Raw genomic sequence first — 21,291 nt, 5'->3', positions numbered from 1 at the left:
CTTTTTAAGTCAGGGGCCATAGGGGGTGGTTAGGGGATTGTCCTGCTGCTGCGGACCGGTGAACCCTTCTTGCGGAACCCGCAGCGTCAGTGGAGAGAACGGATGGTCATGACAGGTGAAGGTCGGTCGGACCAGCTGGTGACCGCGCTCCGGAAGGTCACGCGGGACCTGCGCGATACCCGGCGACGGCTTCAGGTGGAAGAGGACAGGAACGGCGAGCCCATTGCCATCGTGGGAATGAGCTGCCGTTTCCCTGGTCATGTGGACTCCCCGGAAGCGCTCTGGGAGTTGGTGTCGGCAGGGAGGGTAGCGAGCGGCTCGTTTCCTGTGGACCGGGGCTGGGATCTGGACGCGCTCTTCAGCGAGGCGGCGGACGGAAAAGCAGCGTCGTATGTTCGCGAGGGCGGATTTCTCTACGACGCCGGATGGTTCGATGCCTCGTTCTTCGGGATATCTCCGCGCGAAGCCGTGACAATCGATCCCCAGCAGCGACAGCTGCTGGAAGTCGCCTGGGAAGCCTTGGAAAGGGCCCGGATTTCTCCACAGGCCTTGCGCGGCAGCGACGTCGGCGTCTTTGCCGGGGCCATGAACCAGGACTACGCCGTCCGACTGCACGAGTCCATCGAGGATTTCGAGGGTTTCCTGACAACTGGCAACACCGGCAGCGTGGTCTCCGGTCGACTGTCCTACACCCTCGGTCTGGTCGGCCCGGCCGTAACCGTCGACACCGCCTGTTCCTCGTCGCTCGTGACCATGCACCTGGCGGCCCGGTCGCTGCGCAGTCGGGAATGCTCGCTGGCCCTTGCCGGCGGGGTGACGGTGATGTCGATGCCCACGACATTCACGGAGTTCTGCAGGCAACGCAATCTTGCCCCCGACGGCCGGGCCAAGTCCTTCGCCGCCGCTGCGGACGGCACCGCGTGGGCCGAGGGCGTCGGCGTACTCGTGCTGGAGCGGTTGTCCGACGCCGAACGCAACGGCCATCCCGTCCTCGCGTTGATACGTGGATCGGCGGTGAACCAGGACGGGGCCTCCAACGGCCTGTCCGCCCCGAACGGGCCCTCCCAGGAGCGAGTCATCTGGCAGGCCTTGCGCGACGCCCGGCTGACGGCCGATGAGGTCGACGCGGTGGAGGGCCATGCGACGGGGACGCGGCTGGGTGATCCGATCGAGGCGCAGGCGTTGTTGGCGACGTACGGCCAGGGCCGGTCCGCCGATCGGCCTTTGTGGCTGGGGTCGTTGAAGTCGAACATCGGACATGCACAGGCTGCCGCGGGTGTCGGCGGCGTGATCAAGATGGTGATGGCGTTGCGGCACGGGGTGCTGCCGCAGACGCTGCATGTGGATGCGCCGACGCCGAAGGTGGACTGGTCGGCGGGTGAGGTGCGGTTGCTGACACAGCGGCGGGAGTGGCCGCGTGCGGGCCGGCCGCGCCGGGCCGGTGTGTCCTCCTTCGGGGTCAGCGGCACCAATGCCCACCTCATCCTCGAAGAAGCCCCACAAGCTCCTCCACACGACACTGCCAGGGACCGCACGGACACCGGCGGCGGCGCAACGCTGCCGTTGGTCCTCTCGGCCCGTACCGCCGCCGCCGTCCGGGAGCAGGCCCGCAGGCTGCACAGCCACCTGACCGACCACCCCGAGCTCGCACCCGCTCAGGTCGCCGGCTCGCTGGTGACGACCCGGAGCACGTTCGACCAACGGGCCGTCGTCCTCGGCACGGACCGGGCCGAACTGCTGGACGGACTGGACAGTGTCGCCCAAGGCGTTCCGGACGCACGGACGGTCACCGGTTCCGCCGTCGGCGGCCGAGAGGTGGTCTTCGTCTTCCCCGGTCAAGGAGGCCAGTGGGCAGGCATGGCCCTGGAGCTGATGGAGGAGTTCCCGGTCTTCGCCGAGACCCTGCACTCCTGCGCCGACGCCCTCGCCGACCACGTCGACTGGTCCCTGCTGGACGTCCTGCGCGAGGCTGAGGGGGCGCCGGGCCTGGACCGGGTCGATGTGATCCAGCCAGTGCTGTTCTCGGTCACGGTCGCCCTCGCCGACCTGTGGCGTTCCCTGGGCATCGAGCCTTCGGCCGTGGTGGGCAGTTCCCTGGGTGAGATCGCGGCCGCCTACACGGCCGGCACGCTGTCGCTCGCCGACGCGACCAAGGTGGCGGTGCTGCGCAGCCGAGCCCTGCTGGAACTGTCCGGACGCAGCGGCATGGTGTCCGTTCCTCTCGGGCGAGTGCAGGTCGAGGAGTTGCTCGCCGCCTGGCCGGACCGGCTGTTCGTCGCCGGGGTCAACAGCCCGTCCATCAGCGTGGTCTCCGGCGACAACGAGGCGGTGGACGAACTGCTGGCGGTCTGTGCCGAGCGGGGCGTACGTGCCCGGCGCGTCGCCACCGACTGCGCCTCCCACTACCCCGCCGTCGAAGCCCTCGAAGAGCGGCTGCTGACGGACCTGGCGGACGTGGCGCCGACGCCGGCGCGCATCGCCTTCCTGTCGACGGTCTCCGGGGAGTCACCGGAGACCGAAACGGTCCCGGACGCCGCGTACTGGTACCGCAACACCCGCCGGACCGTCGAGTTCGGGCCGGCCATCCAGCGGCTCGCCGCCACCGGGAGCAAGGTCTACATCGAGATCAGCCCCCACCCGGTGCTACAGGTGGCGCTGTCCGAGATCGTGGAGGGAGAGAGCCGGGAGGCAGCCGTTCTCAGCACCTTGCGACGCAAAACGAGCGACCGGCGGGCCTTCCTCACCTCCCTGGCCAAGGCATACGTCAGCGGCGTCACCGTCGACTGGGCGGCGCTGCCGGACCTGGCCGGCGCTGCGCACGTCGACCTGCCCACGTACGCCTTTCAGCGCGAGCGCTACTGGCCCCGTCCGGCGGCCGCTGCGAACGGCGGCCGTGGACCGGGGGCGGGCGCCCCCGCGACCGTCGGCCAAGGGACGGTGGACGCCCACTTCTGGGAGGCCGTGGAGAACGGGGACCTGGGCAGCCTCGGTCCGGACGTACGGTTCGACCACGAGACCCCGCTCAAGGACGTCCTCCCGGAGCTGGCCTCCTGGCACCGCCAGGGGCTCGAACAGGCCAGAGTGGACGGCTGGCGGTACGTCGAGAAGTGGCGACCGCTCGACGTACCCACCACAGGGCCGCACGGCAGGTGGCTGCTGGTCCACCCGGGCGGCACGGAGTCCGACGCCACCACGGAATGGGTGCGGGACGGCCTGCTGGAGGCGGGTTGCTCGGTCGACGACCTCCTGGTCGACACGACGGACACCGACACCGCGGCGGTCACCGAGCGCCTGAAGCAGGCCTGCGCGGGCGGCGGGCCGGAGCCGGTCGGAGTGGTGTCCCTGCTGGCCTTCGACGGGCGGCACGACACCGCGTGTCCCTCGGTGCCCCGAGGCACGGCGGCGACCCTCGCGCTCGTCCGGGCGCTCGGCGCCGCCGGGATCACGGCGCCCCTGTGGTGCCTGACGCAGGGCGCGGTCACCACCGGAACCAGCGACCGGCCCGGTGCTGTCGAACAGGCCCAGATCTGGGGCCTGGGCAGGGTGGTCGCGCTGGAACACCCCGACCGCTGGGGCGGACTCGTCGACCTGCCGAGCACCCTCGACCCGCACGTACGAACCCAGCTGTGCGCGGCCTTGGGCAGCGCGCACACGGGCGAAGACCAACTGGCGCTGCGCCCGGTCGGCATCCTCGGACGCCGACTCGTCCCGGACGGCGGCGATCGCGCGGCCGCTCGGACCGCCCCCTGGCGGCCGGCCGGAACCGTCCTCATCACCGGCGGTACCGGCGCTCTGGGCGCCCACGTCGCCCGCTGGGCCGCCGCCCAGGGAGTCGGCCATATTCTGCTGACCAGCCGACGCGGGGCCGACGCGCCCGGCGTGGCCGAGCTCAGGGCCGATCTGGAGGCGTCGGGCGCCGGCGTGACCGTCGCCGCCTGCGATGTCGCCGACCGCCAGGCCGTACAAGAACTACTCGACGGCATTCCGGACCGGCATCCGCTGACGGCGGTTTTCCACGCTGCCGGAGTACTCGACGACGGCATGACCGCCGACCTGGACACCGAACGCCTGGAAACCGTCCTGGCGCCGAAGACCGAGGGCGCCCGGCTGCTGGACGAACTCACCCGCGACACCGAACTGTCGGCGTTCGTGCTGTTCTCCGGCTTCGCCGCCACCGTGGGCAGCAGCGGCCAGGCCGGTTACGCCGCCGCGAACGCTCACCTCGACGCCCTGGCCCAGCGGCGTCGGGCCGACGGACTGCCCGCCACCTCGATCGCCTGGGGGCCGTGGACCGGAGGCGGTCTCGTGGACGAGGGCATCGAGGAGCGCCTGCTGCGACGCGGCCTCACCGCCATGGAACCCCGTCTGGCCGTCCTGGGGCTGTCCGCGCTGCTTTCCGACGGCCCCGACGGCCCCGCGAACGTGGCGCTCGTCGATGTCGACTGGCGGCGGTTCCTGTCCTCGTTCACCGCCTCCCGGCCGAGCCCCCTGCTGAGGGAACTGACCCAGCCCTCGCAGGCGGACCCCGGCGCGACCGACGGGCGCGACGCCACACCCGGCGGCGGGGCCGGCCCCACGCTGGCCGAACGGCTGCCGGGCCTCACCGGCGCGGAGCGGGACCGGCTCCTGCTCACGACGGTCCGTGCCCAGGTGGCCGGCACGCTCGGGTATCCCGGGCCCGACGCCGTGTCCCCACGGCAGCAGTTCAAGGAACTCGGTATCGATTCCCTCACCGCCCTCGAACTGCGCAACGGGCTGCAGGCCGTGGCCGGAGTCGCTCTCCCGGCCACGCTGGTCTTCGACCATCCGACACCGGAGGCGGTCGCCGGCCATCTGAGCCGGACCCTCCTCGGTGACGGGGCACACACGTCGTCCTCCCTCTTCACCGAGATCGAACGCCTCGGCTCCGCGCTCGGCTCCGCCGACCTGGACGAAGCGGAACGGAACCTCGTCGCGACCCGACTGCGCTCGCTGGCCTCCCGATGGGACGTCGGCCCGTCGAGCGGCGCCGAAGACGTCGCGCAGACGCTGGCGGACGCCGACCAGGCCGAGGTCCTCGCCTTCATCGACCGAGAGCTCGGCCTCTCGTAGCCAGGAACCGTCGTCGGCCCATATTCCAGAGATGAGCAGGACATGCGATCCGAAGAACAATTGCTGGACTACCTGAAGCGCGTGACCGCGGACCTGCACGACACCCGGGTGCGGCTTCAGGCGACCGAGGAGGCGTCCCGCGAGCCGGTCGCGATCGTCGGGATGGGGTGCCGATACCCGGGCGGCGTGTTCTCGCCGGAGGATCTGTGGCAGTTGGTCGCCGAAGGACGCGACGTCATCGGAGATCTGCCCACCGACCGTTCCTGGAACCTTGACACCCTCTACGACCCCGATCCGACGGCACCCGGTACCACGTACGCCCGCGGCGGTGGGTTCGTCGACACCGCCACCCATTTCGACGCGGGGTTCTTCGGGATTTCACCGCGGGAAGCCGCCGCGATGGACCCGCAGCAGCGGCTGGTCCTGGAGACGGGCTGGGAGGCGTTGGAGCGCGCCGGAATCCCCCCGGCGTCGCTCGGCGGGAGCGACACCGGTGTCTATATCGGTACGGGCATGCAGGACCACATCATCCACCTCCAGAAGTCCCGGCAGGAGGCCGAGGGATTCGTCGGCACCGGTAACGCCATCTCGGTGGTGTCCGGCCGGCTCGCCTACACCCTCGGTCTCGAAGGCCCCGCCGTCAGCGTGGACACGGCCTGCTCGTCCTCACTGGTGGCGCTGCACCTCGCGGTCCAGGCACTGCGCGCCGGAGAGTGCTCGCTGGCCCTGGCCGGAGGGGCGACGGTCATCAACACCCCGGTGATGTTCGTGGAGTTCAGCCGCCAGCGCGGACTGTCCCCGGACGGCAGGTGCCGGTCCTTCGCGGCGGACGCGGACGGCACCGGCTGGTCGGAGGGCGTGGGTGTCCTCGTACTGGAGAGGCTGTCGGACGCGCGGCGTCACGGGCACCAGGTGCTCGCCGTCGTCCGTGGGTCGGCGGTCAACCAGGACGGCGCCTCGAACGGTCTGACGGCGCCGAACGGACCGTCGCAGCAACGGGTGATCCGGCGGGCACTGACTGCGGCCCGGCTGACGGCCGATGAGGTCGATGCGGTGGAGGCGCACGGTACGGGAACGCGGCTGGGTGATCCGATCGAGGCGCAGGCGTTGTTGGCGACGTACGGCCAGGGCCGGCCCGCCGATCGGCCTTTGTGGCTGGGGTCGTTGAAGTCGAACATCGGGCACGCGCAGGCTGCCGCGGGTGTCGGTGGTGTGATCAAGACGGTGATGGCGTTGCGGCACGGGGTGCTGCCGAAGACGCTGCATGTGGATGCGCCGACGCCGGAGGTGGACTGGTCGGCGGGCGAGGTGCGGCTGCTGACGGAGCGACGGGACTGGCCGCGTGCGGGCCGGCCGCGCCGGGCAGGCGTGTCCGCCTTCGGGATCAGCGGCACCAACGCCCACCTCATCCTCGAAGAAGCCCCGGAAGAAGCCCCGGAAGAGGCTCCCCAAGATGCGGCTGACCGAGCGCCCCGCCTCCGGGGCATGCCGTGGGTGGTGTCCGGCCGGGGCAGGCAGGCGCTGCGGGCTCAGGCGGCCCGATTGCGGCACTGGGCCGCGGGACACCCGGACGTGGCGCCGGAACAGGTGGGCCTGGCCCTGGCCACGCGGCGGTCGGTGTTCGAGCACACGGCGGTGATCACCGGCGCCGGCCATGACGACATGCTGAGCGGGCTGTCGGCCCTGAGCGAGGGCCGGCCGGCGCCGGGCGTACGCCTGGAGACGGCGGCCGGGGGCGGTCTCGCCTTCGCGTTCACCGGGCAGGGAGCCCAGCGCCCGGGCATGGGACGCGGCCTGTACGAGACCTTTCCCGCGTACGCCGAGGCGTTCGACGAGGCGTGCGCGGCACTGGACCCGCACCTGGAGCGCCCGTTGGCGTCGGTGGTCTTCGCTGACGATCCCGCCGCCGCCGAGGCGCTGAAGACGACGGCGTACGCACAGCCGGCCCTGTTCGCCGTGGAGACGGCGCTGTTCCGCCTGATGCAGTCGATCGGCGTCCACCCGGATCTGCTGATCGGGCATTCCGTGGGCGAGCTGTCCGCTGCGCACGCGGCCGGGGTGCTCTCCCTTCAGGACGCGGCACGGCTGGTGGCGGCCCGTGGGCGGCTGATGCAATCCCTGCCCGAGGACGGACGGATGCTCGCGATCCAGGCGTCGGAGGACGAGGTGCTGCCGTTGGTCGCCGAGCTGTCGGAGAAGGCCGGTGGCTTGGCGGTGGCCGCGGTGAACGGTCCCGAGTCGGTGGTGGTCTCGGGCCGCACCGAGGCCGTGCACGAGCTGGAGAAGGCGTTCGCCGGGCGTGGCCGCCGCGCCCGGTACCTCGACGTGAGCCACGCGTTCCACTCCCCGCTCATGGATCCGGTTCTGGACGAGTTCGCCCGGATCGCGGCGTCGGTCACCTTCCGGCCGGCGACGATCCCCGTCGTCTCCAACGTGACCGGGGACCTGGCCGGCGACGACCGGCTCGCGGACCCCGCCTCTTGGGCGGACCACATCCGCGCCACGGTCCGGTTCGCCGACGGAGTACGGGCGTTGGCCCGCGAGCAGGTGGACACCGTGGTCGAACTGGGCCCGGACGCCGCACTCACGGCGCTCGGCGGCGAGATCCTCGACCAGGACACCGCCGCTTTCGTGCCCACCCTCAGCCGCAAGCACGACGAGACGTCCACGTTCCTGACGGCGCTGGCCCGGCTGCACGCCCGTGGCATCCCCGTCCGCTGGACCGCCGCGACCACGCCGGTCGAATCGCCGGACCTGCCCACCTACGCCTTCCAGCGGGAGCGCCACTGGCTGGACGGCGTGGCGGAGACCGATGTCGCGGGCACGGGCCTGACCGGCATCGGCCATCCGCTCCTGCCGGCGGAGACCGCGCTACCGGGCACGGACGGTGTCGTCCTCACCGGCAGCCTGTCGCTGCGGGACCATGCCTGGCTCGCCGACCACGCCGTGCTGGGCGTGGTGCTGGTGCCCGGCGCGGGGCTGCTGGACATGGCCCTGACCGCCGCCGAGCACGCGGGCTGCACCCAGGTCGAGGAGCTCACGCTGGAGAGCCCGCTGATCCTCCCCGAACAGGGAGCCCGCTCCGTGCAGGTCCTGGTCGGCGCGGCCCAGGACTCCGGGCAGCGCGCGATCACGATCCACTCGCGGCCGCAGGACGGCGACCCGCACGCTGATTGGACGCGCCACGCCACCGGGCTGCTCGCCACAGGCCCGCAGGAGGAGCCGGCCACCTCTTCGGAAGCCTGGCCGCCGACCGGGGCCGTCCCCGTCCCCGTCGACGACCTCTACCTCCGCCTGACCGAGGGAGGCGTCGACTACGGACCGTCGTTCCGGGGACTGCGGGCCGCATGGCGGCTCGGCGAGGACTTCTACGCCGACATCGACCTTCCCCTCCTGTCCGACGCGGAGCGGTTCACCCTGCACCCCGCGCTCCTGGACGCCGCCCTGCATTCCCTTGCCCTGCCCGGCGCGATCCTGCACACGGGCCAGGCACACCTGCCGTTCTCCTGGAGCGGGGTACGGCTGCACGCCTCGGGGGCCGACGCGCTGCGCGTACGGGTCCGGGGCACGGGACCGAGCAGCGTCAGCCTGGAGCTGGCCGACGGTACGGGCCGGCCCGTGGCGACCGTCGGTGAACTCGCCCTCCGTCCGGTGTCCCAGGAGCAGTTGCGGACCCCCGGCGCCGACGCCACCTCTCTGTACACGGTGGAGTGGCCCGTGAAGGAGCTGCCCGAGGGCGCGGACGGCTCCGCGGCGCGGACCTGGGCGCTGATCGCAGCCGCCGAGTCCGACGGGTACGAGGTCAAGGGCGTCGAGCTGAGCCACTGCACGAGTCTCCCGGCGCTCGCCGCCGCCCTCGACGCCACGGACGCACCCGTGCCCGAAGCGGTCCTCGTCCCCTGCTTCCTCCCCCACTCCCCCGGCTGCCCGCCGGACGACTCCGCCGACCTCGTCGAGCGGGCGCACGACTACGCCGCGACCGTCCTCGATCTCGTGCGCACATGGCTGGGGGATGCGCGTTTCGAGGCTTCCCGACTCCTCCTGCTCACCCGAGGCGCGGTCACGCCCGATGCCGGCCACCATCCCCTCAGCGACGCAGTGGGCAGTCTCGCCTGGGGGCTCGTCCGGACCGTGCAGAACGAGCATCCCGGGCGGGTCCTGGTGGCAGACCTCGACGACGATCCGGCGTCCTGGTCCGTGCTGCCCGGTGTACTCGCCCACCAGGAACCCCAGGTGGCCGTGCGCCGTGGTGTCGCCCACGTGCCCCGCCTCACCCCGGCCCGCGCCGCCGCGGAGCGGCCCGCCCCCTTCGACAGCATGGGAACCGTGCTGGTCACCGGCGGTACGGGAGGACTGGGCAGTCTGCTGGCCCGTCATCTCGTGGTCGAGCACGGTGTGCGGCATCTGCTGCTGACCAGCCGACGTGGTCCCCAGGCGCCCGGAGCCGCTGAACTCGCCGCCGAACTCACCGAGTTGGGAGCGCAGGTGACGGTCGCCGCGTGCGACATGGCCGACTCCGCCGCCGTCGAGGAACTCCTCGGCTCGCTCCCCGCCGACCATCCGCTCACCGCGGTGATCCACACGGCCGGCGTCCTGGACGACGGTCTCGTCGAGGATCTGACACCGGAGCGGCTGAACACGGTACTGCGTCCGAAGGCCGACGCCGCCGTCGTCCTGGACCGACTGACACGTCACCTGGATCTGGCCGCGTTCGTGCTCTACTCCTCCGTCGGAGGCACCTTCGGCGGTCCGGGTCAGGGCAACTACGCTGCCGCGAACGCCTTCCTGGACGCGGTCGCCCAGCGCCGCCGCGCCGAGGGGCTCCCCGGGCTCTCGCTGGGCTGGGGGCTGTGGAGCGACACCACCGGCATGGCCGCCGAGATCGGCACCACGCACGTCGACCGCCTGAACCGCTCCGGACTGGTGACGATGTCCCCCGCCGAGGGGCTGGCGTTGTTCGACGCGGCGATCAGCGGGGAGTACGGCCCCGTGGTCCTGCCCGTCCGTCTCGACCTGCCGGCACTCAAGGCCCGCGCCACCTCAGGAGCGTTGCCGTCGGTGCTCGCCGACGTGGTCCGCACACCCGCGGGTCCGGCCCGCGCGGCGAAGAGCGGCACGGTGTCCGGGGCCGCGCTGCGGACGAGCCTGTCGGAGCTGTCGGAGGACGAGCGCCGCCGGATGCTGCTGGACGTCGTACGCGAGAACGTGGCAGCCGTGCTGGGCCACCATCAGGACGGGACGGTCGACGACGAGCAGCCGTTCAAGGACCTCGGGCTCGACTCCCTCACCGCTGTGGAGCTGCGCAACCGCCTCGCCTCCGCCACCGGTCTCACCCTCCCGGCGACCCTCCTGTTCGATCTGCCCTCGCCGTCGGCGCTCGCCCACCATCTGCTCACCCGCATGGGGGCGCAGGAGAGCAAGTCCCCGGTGGCCGAGGCCGTCGATCACCTCACGGCGCTGCTCACCACCCATGACGTGGGGGACCTGGAACGCGGCCGGGTCACCGCCCGACTGCGCTCCCTGCTGTGGCGGCTCGACGACGGCGGGGCGGAGAGTACGGACGACGCCGCGGACCAGGCGGAGACGGACGACGACATCTTCGCGCTCGCCGATCGGGAGCTGGGTCTGGCGTGAGCCCGGCTCCGCGTCCTTCGAGCCCGGCCGCCCTCCGGCTTCCCACCGAAACCACAAGGAGCCCCCCGTGTCCACCGATCCCACCGCGTCCGAGGCACCCGGTCCCTCCCGCGAGTCCGCCGGGTCCACCCCGTCCCCGCAACCGACCGAGGAGAAGTACCGCGACTACCTCAAGCGCGTGACCGCCGATCTGCGGCAGACCAAGCAGCGTCTGCGGACCGAGCGTGAACAGGCCGCCGAACCCCTCGCGATCGTCGGCATGGGGTGCCGTTTCCCCGGGGGCGTGCAGTCGCCCCAGGACCTGTGGGAGCTGGTGGCCGCCGAGGTCGACGCCATCGGCCCGCTGCCCGCCGACCGGGGCTGGCCGCTGGACACCCTTTACGATCCCGACCCGGACCGCCCCGGCAAGAGCTACGTCATGGAGAGCGGGATTCTGCACGACGCCGCCGGATTCGACGCCGAGTTCTTCGGGATCTCACCGCGCGAGGCACGGGCGATGGACCCGCAGCACCGGCTGCTGCTCGAAACCTCCTGGGAGGCACTCGAACACGCGGGAATACCGCCGACCTCGCTACGGGGCAGCACCACCGGCGTGTACGTCGGGCTGTCGCCCTTCGGCTACGGACCCCAGTCGGCGGAGGTCCCCGCCGACGCGGAGGGTCACGTCGTGACGGGCGGTGCGCCGGCCGTCGCCTCGGGACGGATCTCGTACCTCTTCGGTCTCGAAGGACCGGCGATGACCGTCGACACCGCCTGCTCGGCGGGGCTGGTCGCCCTCCATCTGGCCGGTGAGTCGCTGCGCCGGGACGAGTGCGACCTCGCTCTGGTCGCCGGGGCGGCCGTGATCGCCACCCCGATGGTCTTCACGGAGTTCAGCAAGCAGCGAGCGCTGGCCCGGGACGGCCGGTGCAAGGCGTTCTCGGCCGACGCGGACGGCACCAGCTGGTCGGAGGGGTGCGGTGTGCTCGTCGTGGAGCGGCTTTCCGCCGCCCGCCGCAACGGCCACCAGGTACTGGCCGTCGTCCGGGGCTCGGCCCTCAACCAGGACGGGGCGTCGAACGGCCTGACGGCACCGAACGGCCCGTCGCAGCAGCGGGTGATCGAGGCCGCGCTCACCGCCGCCAGGGTCGCCGCCGACCAGGTGGACATGGTGGAGGCGCACGGCACCGGCACCCCGCTCGGCGACCCCATCGAGGCGCAGGCACTGCTCGCGACGTACGGCCAGGGCCGCGGCGCCGACCGCCCGCTGCGGCTCGGCTCGCTGAAGTCCAACATCGGCCACACCCAGGCCGCCGCCGGCATCGCCGGGGTCATCAAGACCGTCCTCGCGCTGCGGAACGGGGTCATGCCCAAGACCCTGCACGTGGACCGGCCGACCACCCAGGTCGACTGGTCGGCCGGCCGTGTCGAACTGCTCCGCGAGGCGCTGACCTGGCCGGAGGTCGACCGGCCCCGCCGGGCCGCGGTGTCCGCGTTCGGTGTGAGCGGCACCAACGCGCACGTCATCCTCGAATACGACGCTCGCCCCGCCGAGCCCGACACCGACACCGGCACCGGCACCGGCACCGGCACCGGCACCGAAGCAGAATCCACCGCACCGCCCGCGTCGCCGGGGCCCGTCCCCGTCGTCCTGTCGGCCAGGACGTCCGCCGGTCTCGCCGCACAGGCGGCCAGGCTCCGCCGGCACCTGCTGGCCACGCCCGACGCGGAGCCGGCCGACGTCGCCTGGTCGCTTGCCATGACCCGCGCGCACCTGCACCACCGGGCCGCGGTGGTGGCCCCGGACCGTACGGCTCTGCTGGCCGACCTGCAGTGCCTGGCGGACGGACTCGACCTGCCGCGGAACGTCGTCACCGGCACGGTGACGGCGAGCCGGAAGGTGGCCCTGATGTTCCCCGGCCAGGGCTCGCAGTGGCCGGGCATGGCCCGCGAACTGCTCGCGTCCTCCCCGGTGTTCGCCGAGTCGCTGCACGAGTGCGCCCGGGTGATCGACGAGATGGTCGACTGGTCGCTGATCGGCGTCGTGACCGGCGCCGACGAACAGCGCCTGGACGAGGTGGACGTCCTGCAGCCCGCGTTGTTCGCGGTCATGGTCTCCCTGGCGAAACTCTGGCGTTCCTACGGCATCGACGTGCACGGCGTCGTCGGCCACTCCCAGGGGGAGATCGCGGCCGCGTACATTTCGGGCGCACTGTCGCTGGCCGACGCCGCACGGATCGTGGTCACCCGGTCCAGGCTCCTGATCAAGGTCGCCGGCCGCGGTGGCGCCCTGGCGGTCGGGCTCTCCGCACAGGCCGCCACGGACCGGATCACGCCGTGGAACGGAAAGCTGTCCATCGCCGCCGTCAACGGGGCGGATTCGGTCGTCGTCTCGGGCGAGGCCGGGGCGTTGCGCGATTTCCAGGAAAGCTGCCAGGCCGACCGGGTGTGGTCCCGGCGCGTCGACGTCGCGGGCATCGCCGCGCACTCGGCCGAGATCGAGTCGGTACGCGACGAACTCGTCGCCGCCCTCCAGGGGATCGAACCGCGCGAGGCGGCCGTGCCCTTCTACTCGACGGTCACCGGCACCCGGCTCACGGGCCGGGAGCTGGACCCGGAGTACTGGTACCGGAACCTGCGGGAGACCGTACGGTTCCTGGACATCACCGAAGCGATGGTGGCCGACGGGTTCGGCTTCTTCGTCGAGGCCAGCCCGCACCCGCAGTTGACGGTCGGCACGAACCAGACGCTCAAGGCCGCCGAGTCCGACGGCACGGTCCTCGGCTCGCTGCGCCGCGACTCGGGCGGTCCGGAGCAGATGCTGCTCTCCTTGGCGGAGGGTTACGTTCACGGCCTCCCGGTGGACTGGACCCGCGTCCTGGAGCCGGGCGAGCGGGTGCCGTTGCCGACGTACGCCTTCCAGCACGAGCACTACTGGCTCACCGCCGCGGACACCGTCGGCGCCGTGACAGAGACCGACGCCCGGTTCTGGGACGCCGTGGAGCGCGAGGACCTGGAGCAGCTGGCCGACGAACTCGGCACGGACGCGGGCATGGCCGAGGTCTTGCCCGCGCTCGCCCGCTGGCGGCGCGAGGGGCGTCGCCGGTCGCGCCTGGACTCCTTGCGCTACCGGATCGCCTGGCGGGCCGTCACCGAACCGCCGTCCGCGGCCAAGGTCCCGGGCCGTTGGCTGCTGGTGGGCGACGACGACCGGACCAAGGAGCTGGCGCGGCTGTACGAGGCGGCCGAGGTGCTGTCCCCGGCCGGCGCGGACCGTGCCGAACTCGTCGAACGGCTCGGCGGGGCGGGCCCGTTCGACGCCGTGGCCTACGTCGGCCGGGACGCCGAACGGCTGCTCGTACTCGTCCAGGCCCTCGGCGACACGGACGTCACCGCACCCCTGTGGTGTCTGACGACGGGCGCGGTCAGCACCGGCCCGTCCGACCCGCCGGCCGACCCCCACGGTGCGGCCCTCTGGGGACTCGGCCGGGTCGTCGCGCTGGAACGGCCGGACCGCTGGGGCGGCCTGGTGGACCTGCCCGACTCGCTGGACGACCGGAGCGCCGGACTGCTCGCCGGGGTGCTGGTGACCGCCGGCGATGAGGACCAGCTCGCCGTCCGGTCGAACGGCGTCTGGGCCCGGCGGCTGGCCCACGCCGCCACCGCCACGTCGCCGGGCGAGTGGAAGCCGTCCGGCACCGTGCTCGTCACGGGCGGGACGGGTGCCATCGGATCGGCGGTGGCCCGCTGGCTCGCCGAGCAGGGCGGCTGCTCGCTGGTCCTGCTCTCCCGCCGTGGCCCGGACGCCCCCGGCGCGGCGGAGCTCGCGGCCGAACTGGCGGACACGGGCACGCCGGTCCGGATCATCGCCGCCGATGTCGCCGACCGCGCTGCCATGGAGCGCGTGCTGGGCGACGTCACCGAGGAGTTCGGGCCGTTGCGGTCGGTGTTCCACGCCGCGGGTGTCCCGCAGAGCACCCCGCTGGAGGACATGACGGCCGACGAGTTCCAGGAGGTCGTCGCGGCCAAGGTCGACGGGGCCCGGGTGCTCGACGAGCTCCTCGGCGACACCGAGCTGGACGCGTTCGTCGTGTTCTCCTCGATCGCCGCGGTCTGGGGCAGCTCCCGCAGCGGCGCCTACGCCGCCGGCAACGCCTTTCTGGACGCCCTCGTCGAGCAACGCCGCGCCCGCGCCGCGGCCGGCACCTCGGTCGCCTGGGGATTCTGGGGCGACGGTGGCATGGTGGACGCCGAAACGGCCCCGCTGCTGCGTCGCATCGGCCTCGTCCCGGTGAGCCCGCAGGACGGCATCGCCTCGCTCCACCTCGCCCTCGCGAACGACGACGTGGCGGTGACGGTGGCCGAGGTCGACTGGGAGCCGTTCGCCGCCACCTACACCGCGGCCCGGCCCCGCCCGCTGATCGAGGACCTGGCGGAGGTGCGGCAGGCCGCCCTGCGCGGTGCGGCCGGGCCGCAGGTGGAGTCCGTACCGGCAGAGGTCTTCCGCCGCGAGATGCGGGCTATGGGACCGGCGGAACGGCTGACGGCGATGACCGACCTCGTGCGCACCGAGGCGGCGGCGCAGCTGGGGTGGAGCGACGCCGAGCGGATCGAACCCCACCGCGCCTTCCGGGACCTCGGTCTGGACTCCCTGGCCTCGGTCGGCCTGCGCAAGCGGCTGGACGGCAAAACGGGGCTCAGGACTCCGGTGACCCTCGCGTTCGACCACCCGACGCCCGCCGAGGCCGCCGCCTTCCTGCTCACACTCCTGCTGCCGGAGGGTGCCGACGGCGACCCGGCGGTGAGCGCCGAGAGCGAACTCGACCGTCTGGAGGCGGCTCTCGCCGGCTGGGACGCGGGATCGGTCGGCCGGGCCCGGATCACCATGCGCCTGTCGAGCATCCTCGCCCGCTGGAAGGAGACCGGGCCGTCCGCCGACGAGGACGCCGCGGACGCGGATCTCGCCGACGCCTCCGACGACGACATGCTCGACGCCCTCGGCCGCGAGTTCGGCATCTCCTGACGCGCCGTCTCCCGGCCCGACATCCGTGTGTCCCGAACAGGCACCGTCACGAAAGGCTTTCCCCGTGCCCCAAGAAGAGAGCGCGTCCGCCGACGGACGGATGCGGCATTTCCTCACCGAGCTCACCGCGGAGCTGCGCCAGGCCAAGAAGCGGATCAGCGCGTACGAGGCCGAGGAGAACGAGCCGGTCGCCATCGTCGGGATGGGCTGCCGGCTGCCCGGCGGCGCGAGCAACCCGGCCGAACTGTGGGAACTGGTCTCCAGCGGCACGGACGCCATCGGAGCCTTTCCCACCGACCGCGGCTGGGACATCGAGCGGCTCTACGACCCGCTGGGCGAACAGCCCGGCACCACCCGGGTCCTGGAGGGCGGCTTCGTGTACAACGCGAGCGGCTTCGACGCGGGGTTCTTCGGCATCTCACCGCGTGAAGCGGTCGGCATGGACCCGCAGCAACGGCTCCTGCTGGAAACGACCTGGGAGGCGCTCGAGGACGCCGGGATCCTCCCCGCCGACCTCCGCGGCAGCCGCACCTCGGTCCATGTCGGCGCCGGCACCCAGGGCTACGGCTGGAACATGTACGCCGACGACCGGGACACCGACACCGAGGACCACAGCATCATCGGCGTCACCACCTCCCTCGTCTCCGGGCGCATCGCTTACACCCTCGGCCTGGAGGGAGCGGCGCTGACCATCGACACGGCCTGCTCGTCCTCGCTGGTGGCGCTGCACCTCGCCTGCCAGTCGCTACGCCGTGGCGAGAGCGACCTGGCACTGGCCGGCGGGGTGACGGTGATGGCGGCACCGAGCGTGTTCGTCGAGTTCACCAAGCAGGGCGGCCTGGCCGCCGACGGCCGGTGCAAGTCCTTCTCCGACGACGCCGACGGTACCGGCTGGGCCGAGGGTTCCGGCGTCCTCGTCCTGGAGCGGCTCTCCGACGCCCGCCGCAACGGCCATCAGGTCCTTGCCGTGATCCGTGGCTCCGCCGTCAACCAGGACGGTGCATCCAACGGCCTGACCGCCCCGAACGGTCCTTCCCAGCAGCGCGTCATCCTCGACGCCCTGGCAAGCGCGCGACTGGAACCGCGGGACATCGACGCCGTGGAGGCGCACGGAACCGGCACGACGCTGGGTGACCCGATCGAGGCCCAGGCACTGCTGGCGACCTATGGCCGGGACCGGGATCCCGCCAAGCCGCTCTGGCTGGGCTCGCTGAAGTCGAACATCGGGCACAGCCAGTCCGCGTCGGGCGTGCTGGGCGTCATCAAGACGGTGCAGGCCATGCGGCACACCACCCTGCCGCCGACCCTCCACGCGGCGACCCCGACCACAGCGGTGGACTGGAGCGCGGGAGCCGTCCGGCTGCTGACCGAGTCCCGTCCGTGGCAGAGCGAGGGGCGCCCGCGCCGGGCCGGGGTCTCCTCCTTCGGGATCAGCGGCACCAACGCGCACGTCATCCTCGAAGAGACCGAAGCCGCACCCGAGGCGCACGAGCCTGCCCCGGAAGGTCCGGTCCCGCTGCTGCTCTCCGGCCGCTCGGAGCAGGCGGTGCGGGACCAGGCGGAGGCGCTGCGCGCCCACCTGCTGCGCCGCCCCGCGGACGAACTGAGCGATGTGGCCAGGTCGTTGGCCACCACGCGGACCGTGTTCGCACACCGCGCCGTCGTCGTCGGCGAGACCCGGGAAGCCCTGCTCGACGCGCTGCCGTCCGTGACCCCGGTGCTCTCGGGCCCCGGGCGGGTGGCGGGCCTGTTCTCCGGTCAGGGTGCGCAGCGGCCGGGGATGGGGCGTGAGTTGGCGAGGCGTTTCCCGGTGTTCGCCGGGGTGCTGGACGAGGTGTGCGCGGTGGTCGACCCGTTGTTGGGGCGGTCGTTGCGGGAGGTGATGTGGTCGGAGCCTGCGGAGGTGTTGGAGCGGACGGAGTTCGCGCAGCCGGCGTTGTTCGCGTTCGAGGTGGCGATGGCTCGCCTGTGGCAGTCGTGGGGCGTGCAGTTCTCGGTACTGGCTGGGCATTCGGTGGGGGAGATCGCCGCCGCGTGTGTGTCGGGGGTCCTGTCGTTGCCGGACGCGGCGCGGATGGCGGTGGCACGGGGCCGGTTGATGCAGGCGCTGCCGGAGGGCGGAGCCATGGTCGCGATCGCCGCGAGCGACGTCGAGGTCGAACTCCTCACCTCGGGGGAGCCCGCGGCCACGATCGCCGCGGTCAACGGCCCGGAGGCGGTCGTGGTCTCCGGTGCCGAGGCAGCCGTCCTGCGGATCGCGGACTACTGGCGCGAACAGGGCCGCCGTACCTCCCGGCTGAGGGTGAGCCACGCCTTCCACTCGCCGCTCATGGAGCCGATGCTCGACGACTTCGCGGCGGTCCTCGGCGAGCTGACCTTCCACCAGCCGTCCCTCCCCGTCAGCCCGTCGGCCGACACCTCGCGGCCCTTCGCCTCCGCGGAGTACTGGCTCGACCACGCCCGCCACGCCGTCCGCTTCGCCGACGCGATCCAGGAGATGCCCGCGGTCGACCTCTTTCTCGAACTGGGACCGGACACCGCACTGACCCCTCTGCTGGACGGGGACCGCCCCGCGGTGGTCACCGCCCGCCGGGACAGGCCCGAGGTGCTCACCCTCCTCCAGGCCGCGGGCCGGGCACACGCCCACGGTGTGGCGCTGGATTGGCCGGCCCTGCTGGGCGCCGGACGGCGGGTGCCGCTGCCCACGTACCCCTTCCAGCGCCAGACGTACTGGCTCGGCGGCACGGCCTCCCCCACCGCCTCGAACGGCGCCCGTTCGGGAGCCCGCAACAGCCAGGAAGAGCGATTCTGGGCAGCCGTCGCGCAGGAGGACGAGCAGACGCTCACCAGCCTGGGCGCACCGGCCGAACTCGCCCCGGCTCTCCCGGCGCTGGCCCGGTGGCACCGTGCGGCCCGGTGGCAGAGCACGCTCGACTCGTGGCGCTACCGGATCGTCTGGCAGCCCATGGCCGAGCCCCGGTCCGTCGCACAGGTTCCGGGTACCTGGCTGGTGGTGGTGCAGTCGGGCGACGACGCCGGGGAGACCACCGCGGCGCTGCGCGTCCTGACGCGGATCCTCGCCGACACGGTGCTCGTGGAAACCGGGACCGACCGCGCGGAAGCAAAGGCAGCGCTGGTCGACGCCCTGGCCGACGCGCCCATGCTGGCCGGAGTGGTCAGTCTGATCCAGCACCCGGACGCGCTCCTGACCCTCCTGCAGGCACTCGGCGACGCGGGGACGGGCGCCCGGCTGTGGTGCCTGACCCAGGGCGGGGTGGGCACGAGCGACGGCGAAGCGCCGCGCAGCGCCCACGCGGGGGCGTGCTGGGGACTCGGTCTGGTCGCCGGCCTCGAACACCCCGACCGCTGGGGCGGTCTGCTCGACCTGCCGGCCCGGCTCGGCGAGCGTGCCACCGGCCGGCTCGCCGGCATCCTCGCGGGCGACGTGGTCGAGGATCAGGTGGCGTTGCGGGACAGCGGCGTGCTGCTGCGCCGGCTGGTGCCGGCTCCCGCCCTGCCCGCGGCCCGTGCCTGGAACCCGTCCGGCACCGTGCTGATCACCGGCGGCACCGGCTCACTCGGCGCGCACGTGGCCCGCTGGCTCGCCGAGCGCGCCAAGTGCTCCTTCGTCCTGCTCTCCCGCAGCGGGCCCGACGCACCCGGGGCCGCCGAACTCGTCGATGAGCTGGAGAGAGCCGGCGCCCGGGTCAGCGTCGTCGCGGCCGACGTCGCGGACCACGCGCGGATGTCCTCCCTGGCGGCCGAACTCGCAGCCAGGGGCGAACCGGTGCGCGCGGTCTTCCACGCCGCAGGCGTCGGCCAGAACACCGCGCTCATGGACATGAGTCTGGAGGAGTTCCGGACCGTCTACTCCGCCAAGATCACCGGCGCCACAGTGCTCGACGAGGTGTTCGACGATGCGGAGATCGACCTGTTCGTCCTCTTCTCGTCCGTCTCCGGGGTGTGGGGCAGCGGTCGCTACGCCGGCTATGCCGCGGGCAACGCCTACCTCGATGCCCTCGCCCAGATGCGCCGCGCCCGCGGGCTGGCCGCGACGTCCGTCGCGTGGGGAGTGTGGGCCGACTCCCACATGGTCACCCCCGAGGCCGAACAGCAGTACCGGCGACGCGGCTTGATACCGATGCCCGCGTCCGAGGCGATCGCCTCGCTGGAACGGGTTCTCGACGCCGACGAGCTCACGGCAGTCGTGGCCGACATGGACTGGGACCTCTTCATGACCGGCTACGGCGCGGCTCGTCGGCGCCCGCTGCTGGAGGAGCTGCCGCAGGTGCGGGCGCGGCGTCCGCAGGAGACGACCACCTCCGCCGCAGACCGGAACGACCTGCGGGGCAGGCTCGCCGGGCTCTCGCCGGCCGAGCGGGGGACCCTCCTGGACGACTTGGTGCGCGCCACTCTCACCGAGGTGCTCGGGCACACCGACCCGTCCGCCATCGCTCTGGACCAGCCCCTGGTGGAACTCGGCTTCGACTCGCTCTCCGCCGTGCAGGTGCGCAACAAGCTGGGCCTCGCCACCGGGCTCTCGCTGCCCGCGATGCTCGTCTTCGACCACCCCACGGTGACCGCCGTACGCGACTTCCTGGCTGCCGAGCTCGACGGCGCGGGCCACGACCGGACGGCACAGAAGACGGGTGAGGGGCACGAGGACCTGGTGTCCGGCGCTGACGAGTCCTTCGCCGCCATTTACCGCAAGGTCGCGCTGCGGGGTCGTATGGAGGAGGTCGAAGACCTACTCGGCAGCGCGTCAGGCCTGCGTGCGCGCTTCTCCGATGCTTCCGAGGCTCCGGACGGCACTCGCTTCGTACGGCTCGCCACCGGCGGGCAGGGGCCCGCTGTCATCAGTTTCCCGCCGTTCGCACCGGTGGAGCAGACCCTGCAGTTCGTCCGCCTGGCCAGCTTCTTCCGTGACCGACGGGATCTGAGCATGGTGACCGTGCCGGGCTTCCTGAAAGGCGAACCGCTGGCCGAGAGCGTCGAGGTGCTCATCGACGTCCTGGCCGAGTCGGCCATTCACTGCGCGGCCGGCTCGCCCTTCGCACTGCTGGGGTACTCGTCGAGCGGCTGGCTCGCGCACTGCGTCACGGCCCGTATGGAAGCTCTCGGCACCCCGGCCCAGGGGCTGGTGCTGCTCGACACCTACCTCCCCGACGGTATGTCGGTGGCACTGCGCCAGGCGATGACGTACGAGGTGAACGAGCGGCGGTCGCGGTTCACCAAGCTGAACTTCACGACGATCACCGCACTCGGTACCTACCGCAGGATGTTCCGCGGCTGGGCGCCGCAGCCGGTCTCCACGCCGACGCTGTTCATCCGGCCCGAGGAGTGCATCCCCGGCGATCCCGGGCTCCCGCCGCTCACCGGGGAGTGGCGCACGCACTGGCCGCTGCCGCACACCGACGCGACGGTCCCGGGCGACCACTGCACGATCGTCGCGGAGAACGCCGACGCCACCGCGGCCCTGGTCCACGACTGGCTGGACGCCCTCTGACCGGCTCCCTGCCTCCGGTCCGGTCCCGTCGCCCTCGCATGGACGACGGGACCGGCTT

The 21,291-nt window shown here is 72.5% G+C and carries 4 protein-coding genes; all 4 read left to right on the top strand.

The window, feature by feature from the left end:
• Positions 1-138: 138 nt before the first annotated feature.
• A complete protein-coding gene (locus BKA18_RS34850) occupies positions 139-5,091 on the top strand; it encodes a type I polyketide synthase (protein WP_488169149.1) in 4,953 nt (1,650 codons plus the stop codon).
• A gap of 42 nt (positions 5,092-5,133) precedes the next feature.
• On the top strand, positions 5,134-10,725 hold the full coding sequence (locus BKA18_RS34845; protein ID WP_366044905.1) for a type I polyketide synthase: 5,592 nt from the start codon (positions 5,134-5,136) through the stop codon (positions 10,723-10,725).
• A 67-nt stretch (positions 10,726-10,792) separates the two neighbouring features.
• Positions 10,793-15,727, top strand: a complete 4,935-nt coding sequence (locus BKA18_RS34840; protein WP_366044904.1) for a type I polyketide synthase — start codon at positions 10,793-10,795, stop codon at positions 15,725-15,727.
• A gap of 64 nt (positions 15,728-15,791) precedes the next feature.
• Entirely contained in the window at positions 15,792-21,233 is a 5,442-nt protein-coding gene (locus BKA18_RS34835) for a type I polyketide synthase (RefSeq protein WP_366044903.1), read from the top strand.
• Positions 21,234-21,291: the final 58 nt, after the last annotated feature.

The sequence above is a fragment of the Streptomyces auratus genome, from assembly GCF_050433025.1.
Lineage (GTDB): Bacteria > Actinomycetota > Actinomycetes > Streptomycetales > Streptomycetaceae > Streptomyces > Streptomyces sioyaensis.
The sequence above is the reverse complement of the archived record's forward strand: the minus strand, read 5'-3'. Positions and strand labels throughout refer to the sequence as shown.

What these genes read in the sequence shown, in the direction of transcription:
- BKA18_RS34845 (WP_366044905.1), top strand. Translation starts at nt 5,134, where the DNA reads ATGCGATCCGAAGAACAATTGCTGGACTACCTGAAGCGCGTGACCGCG.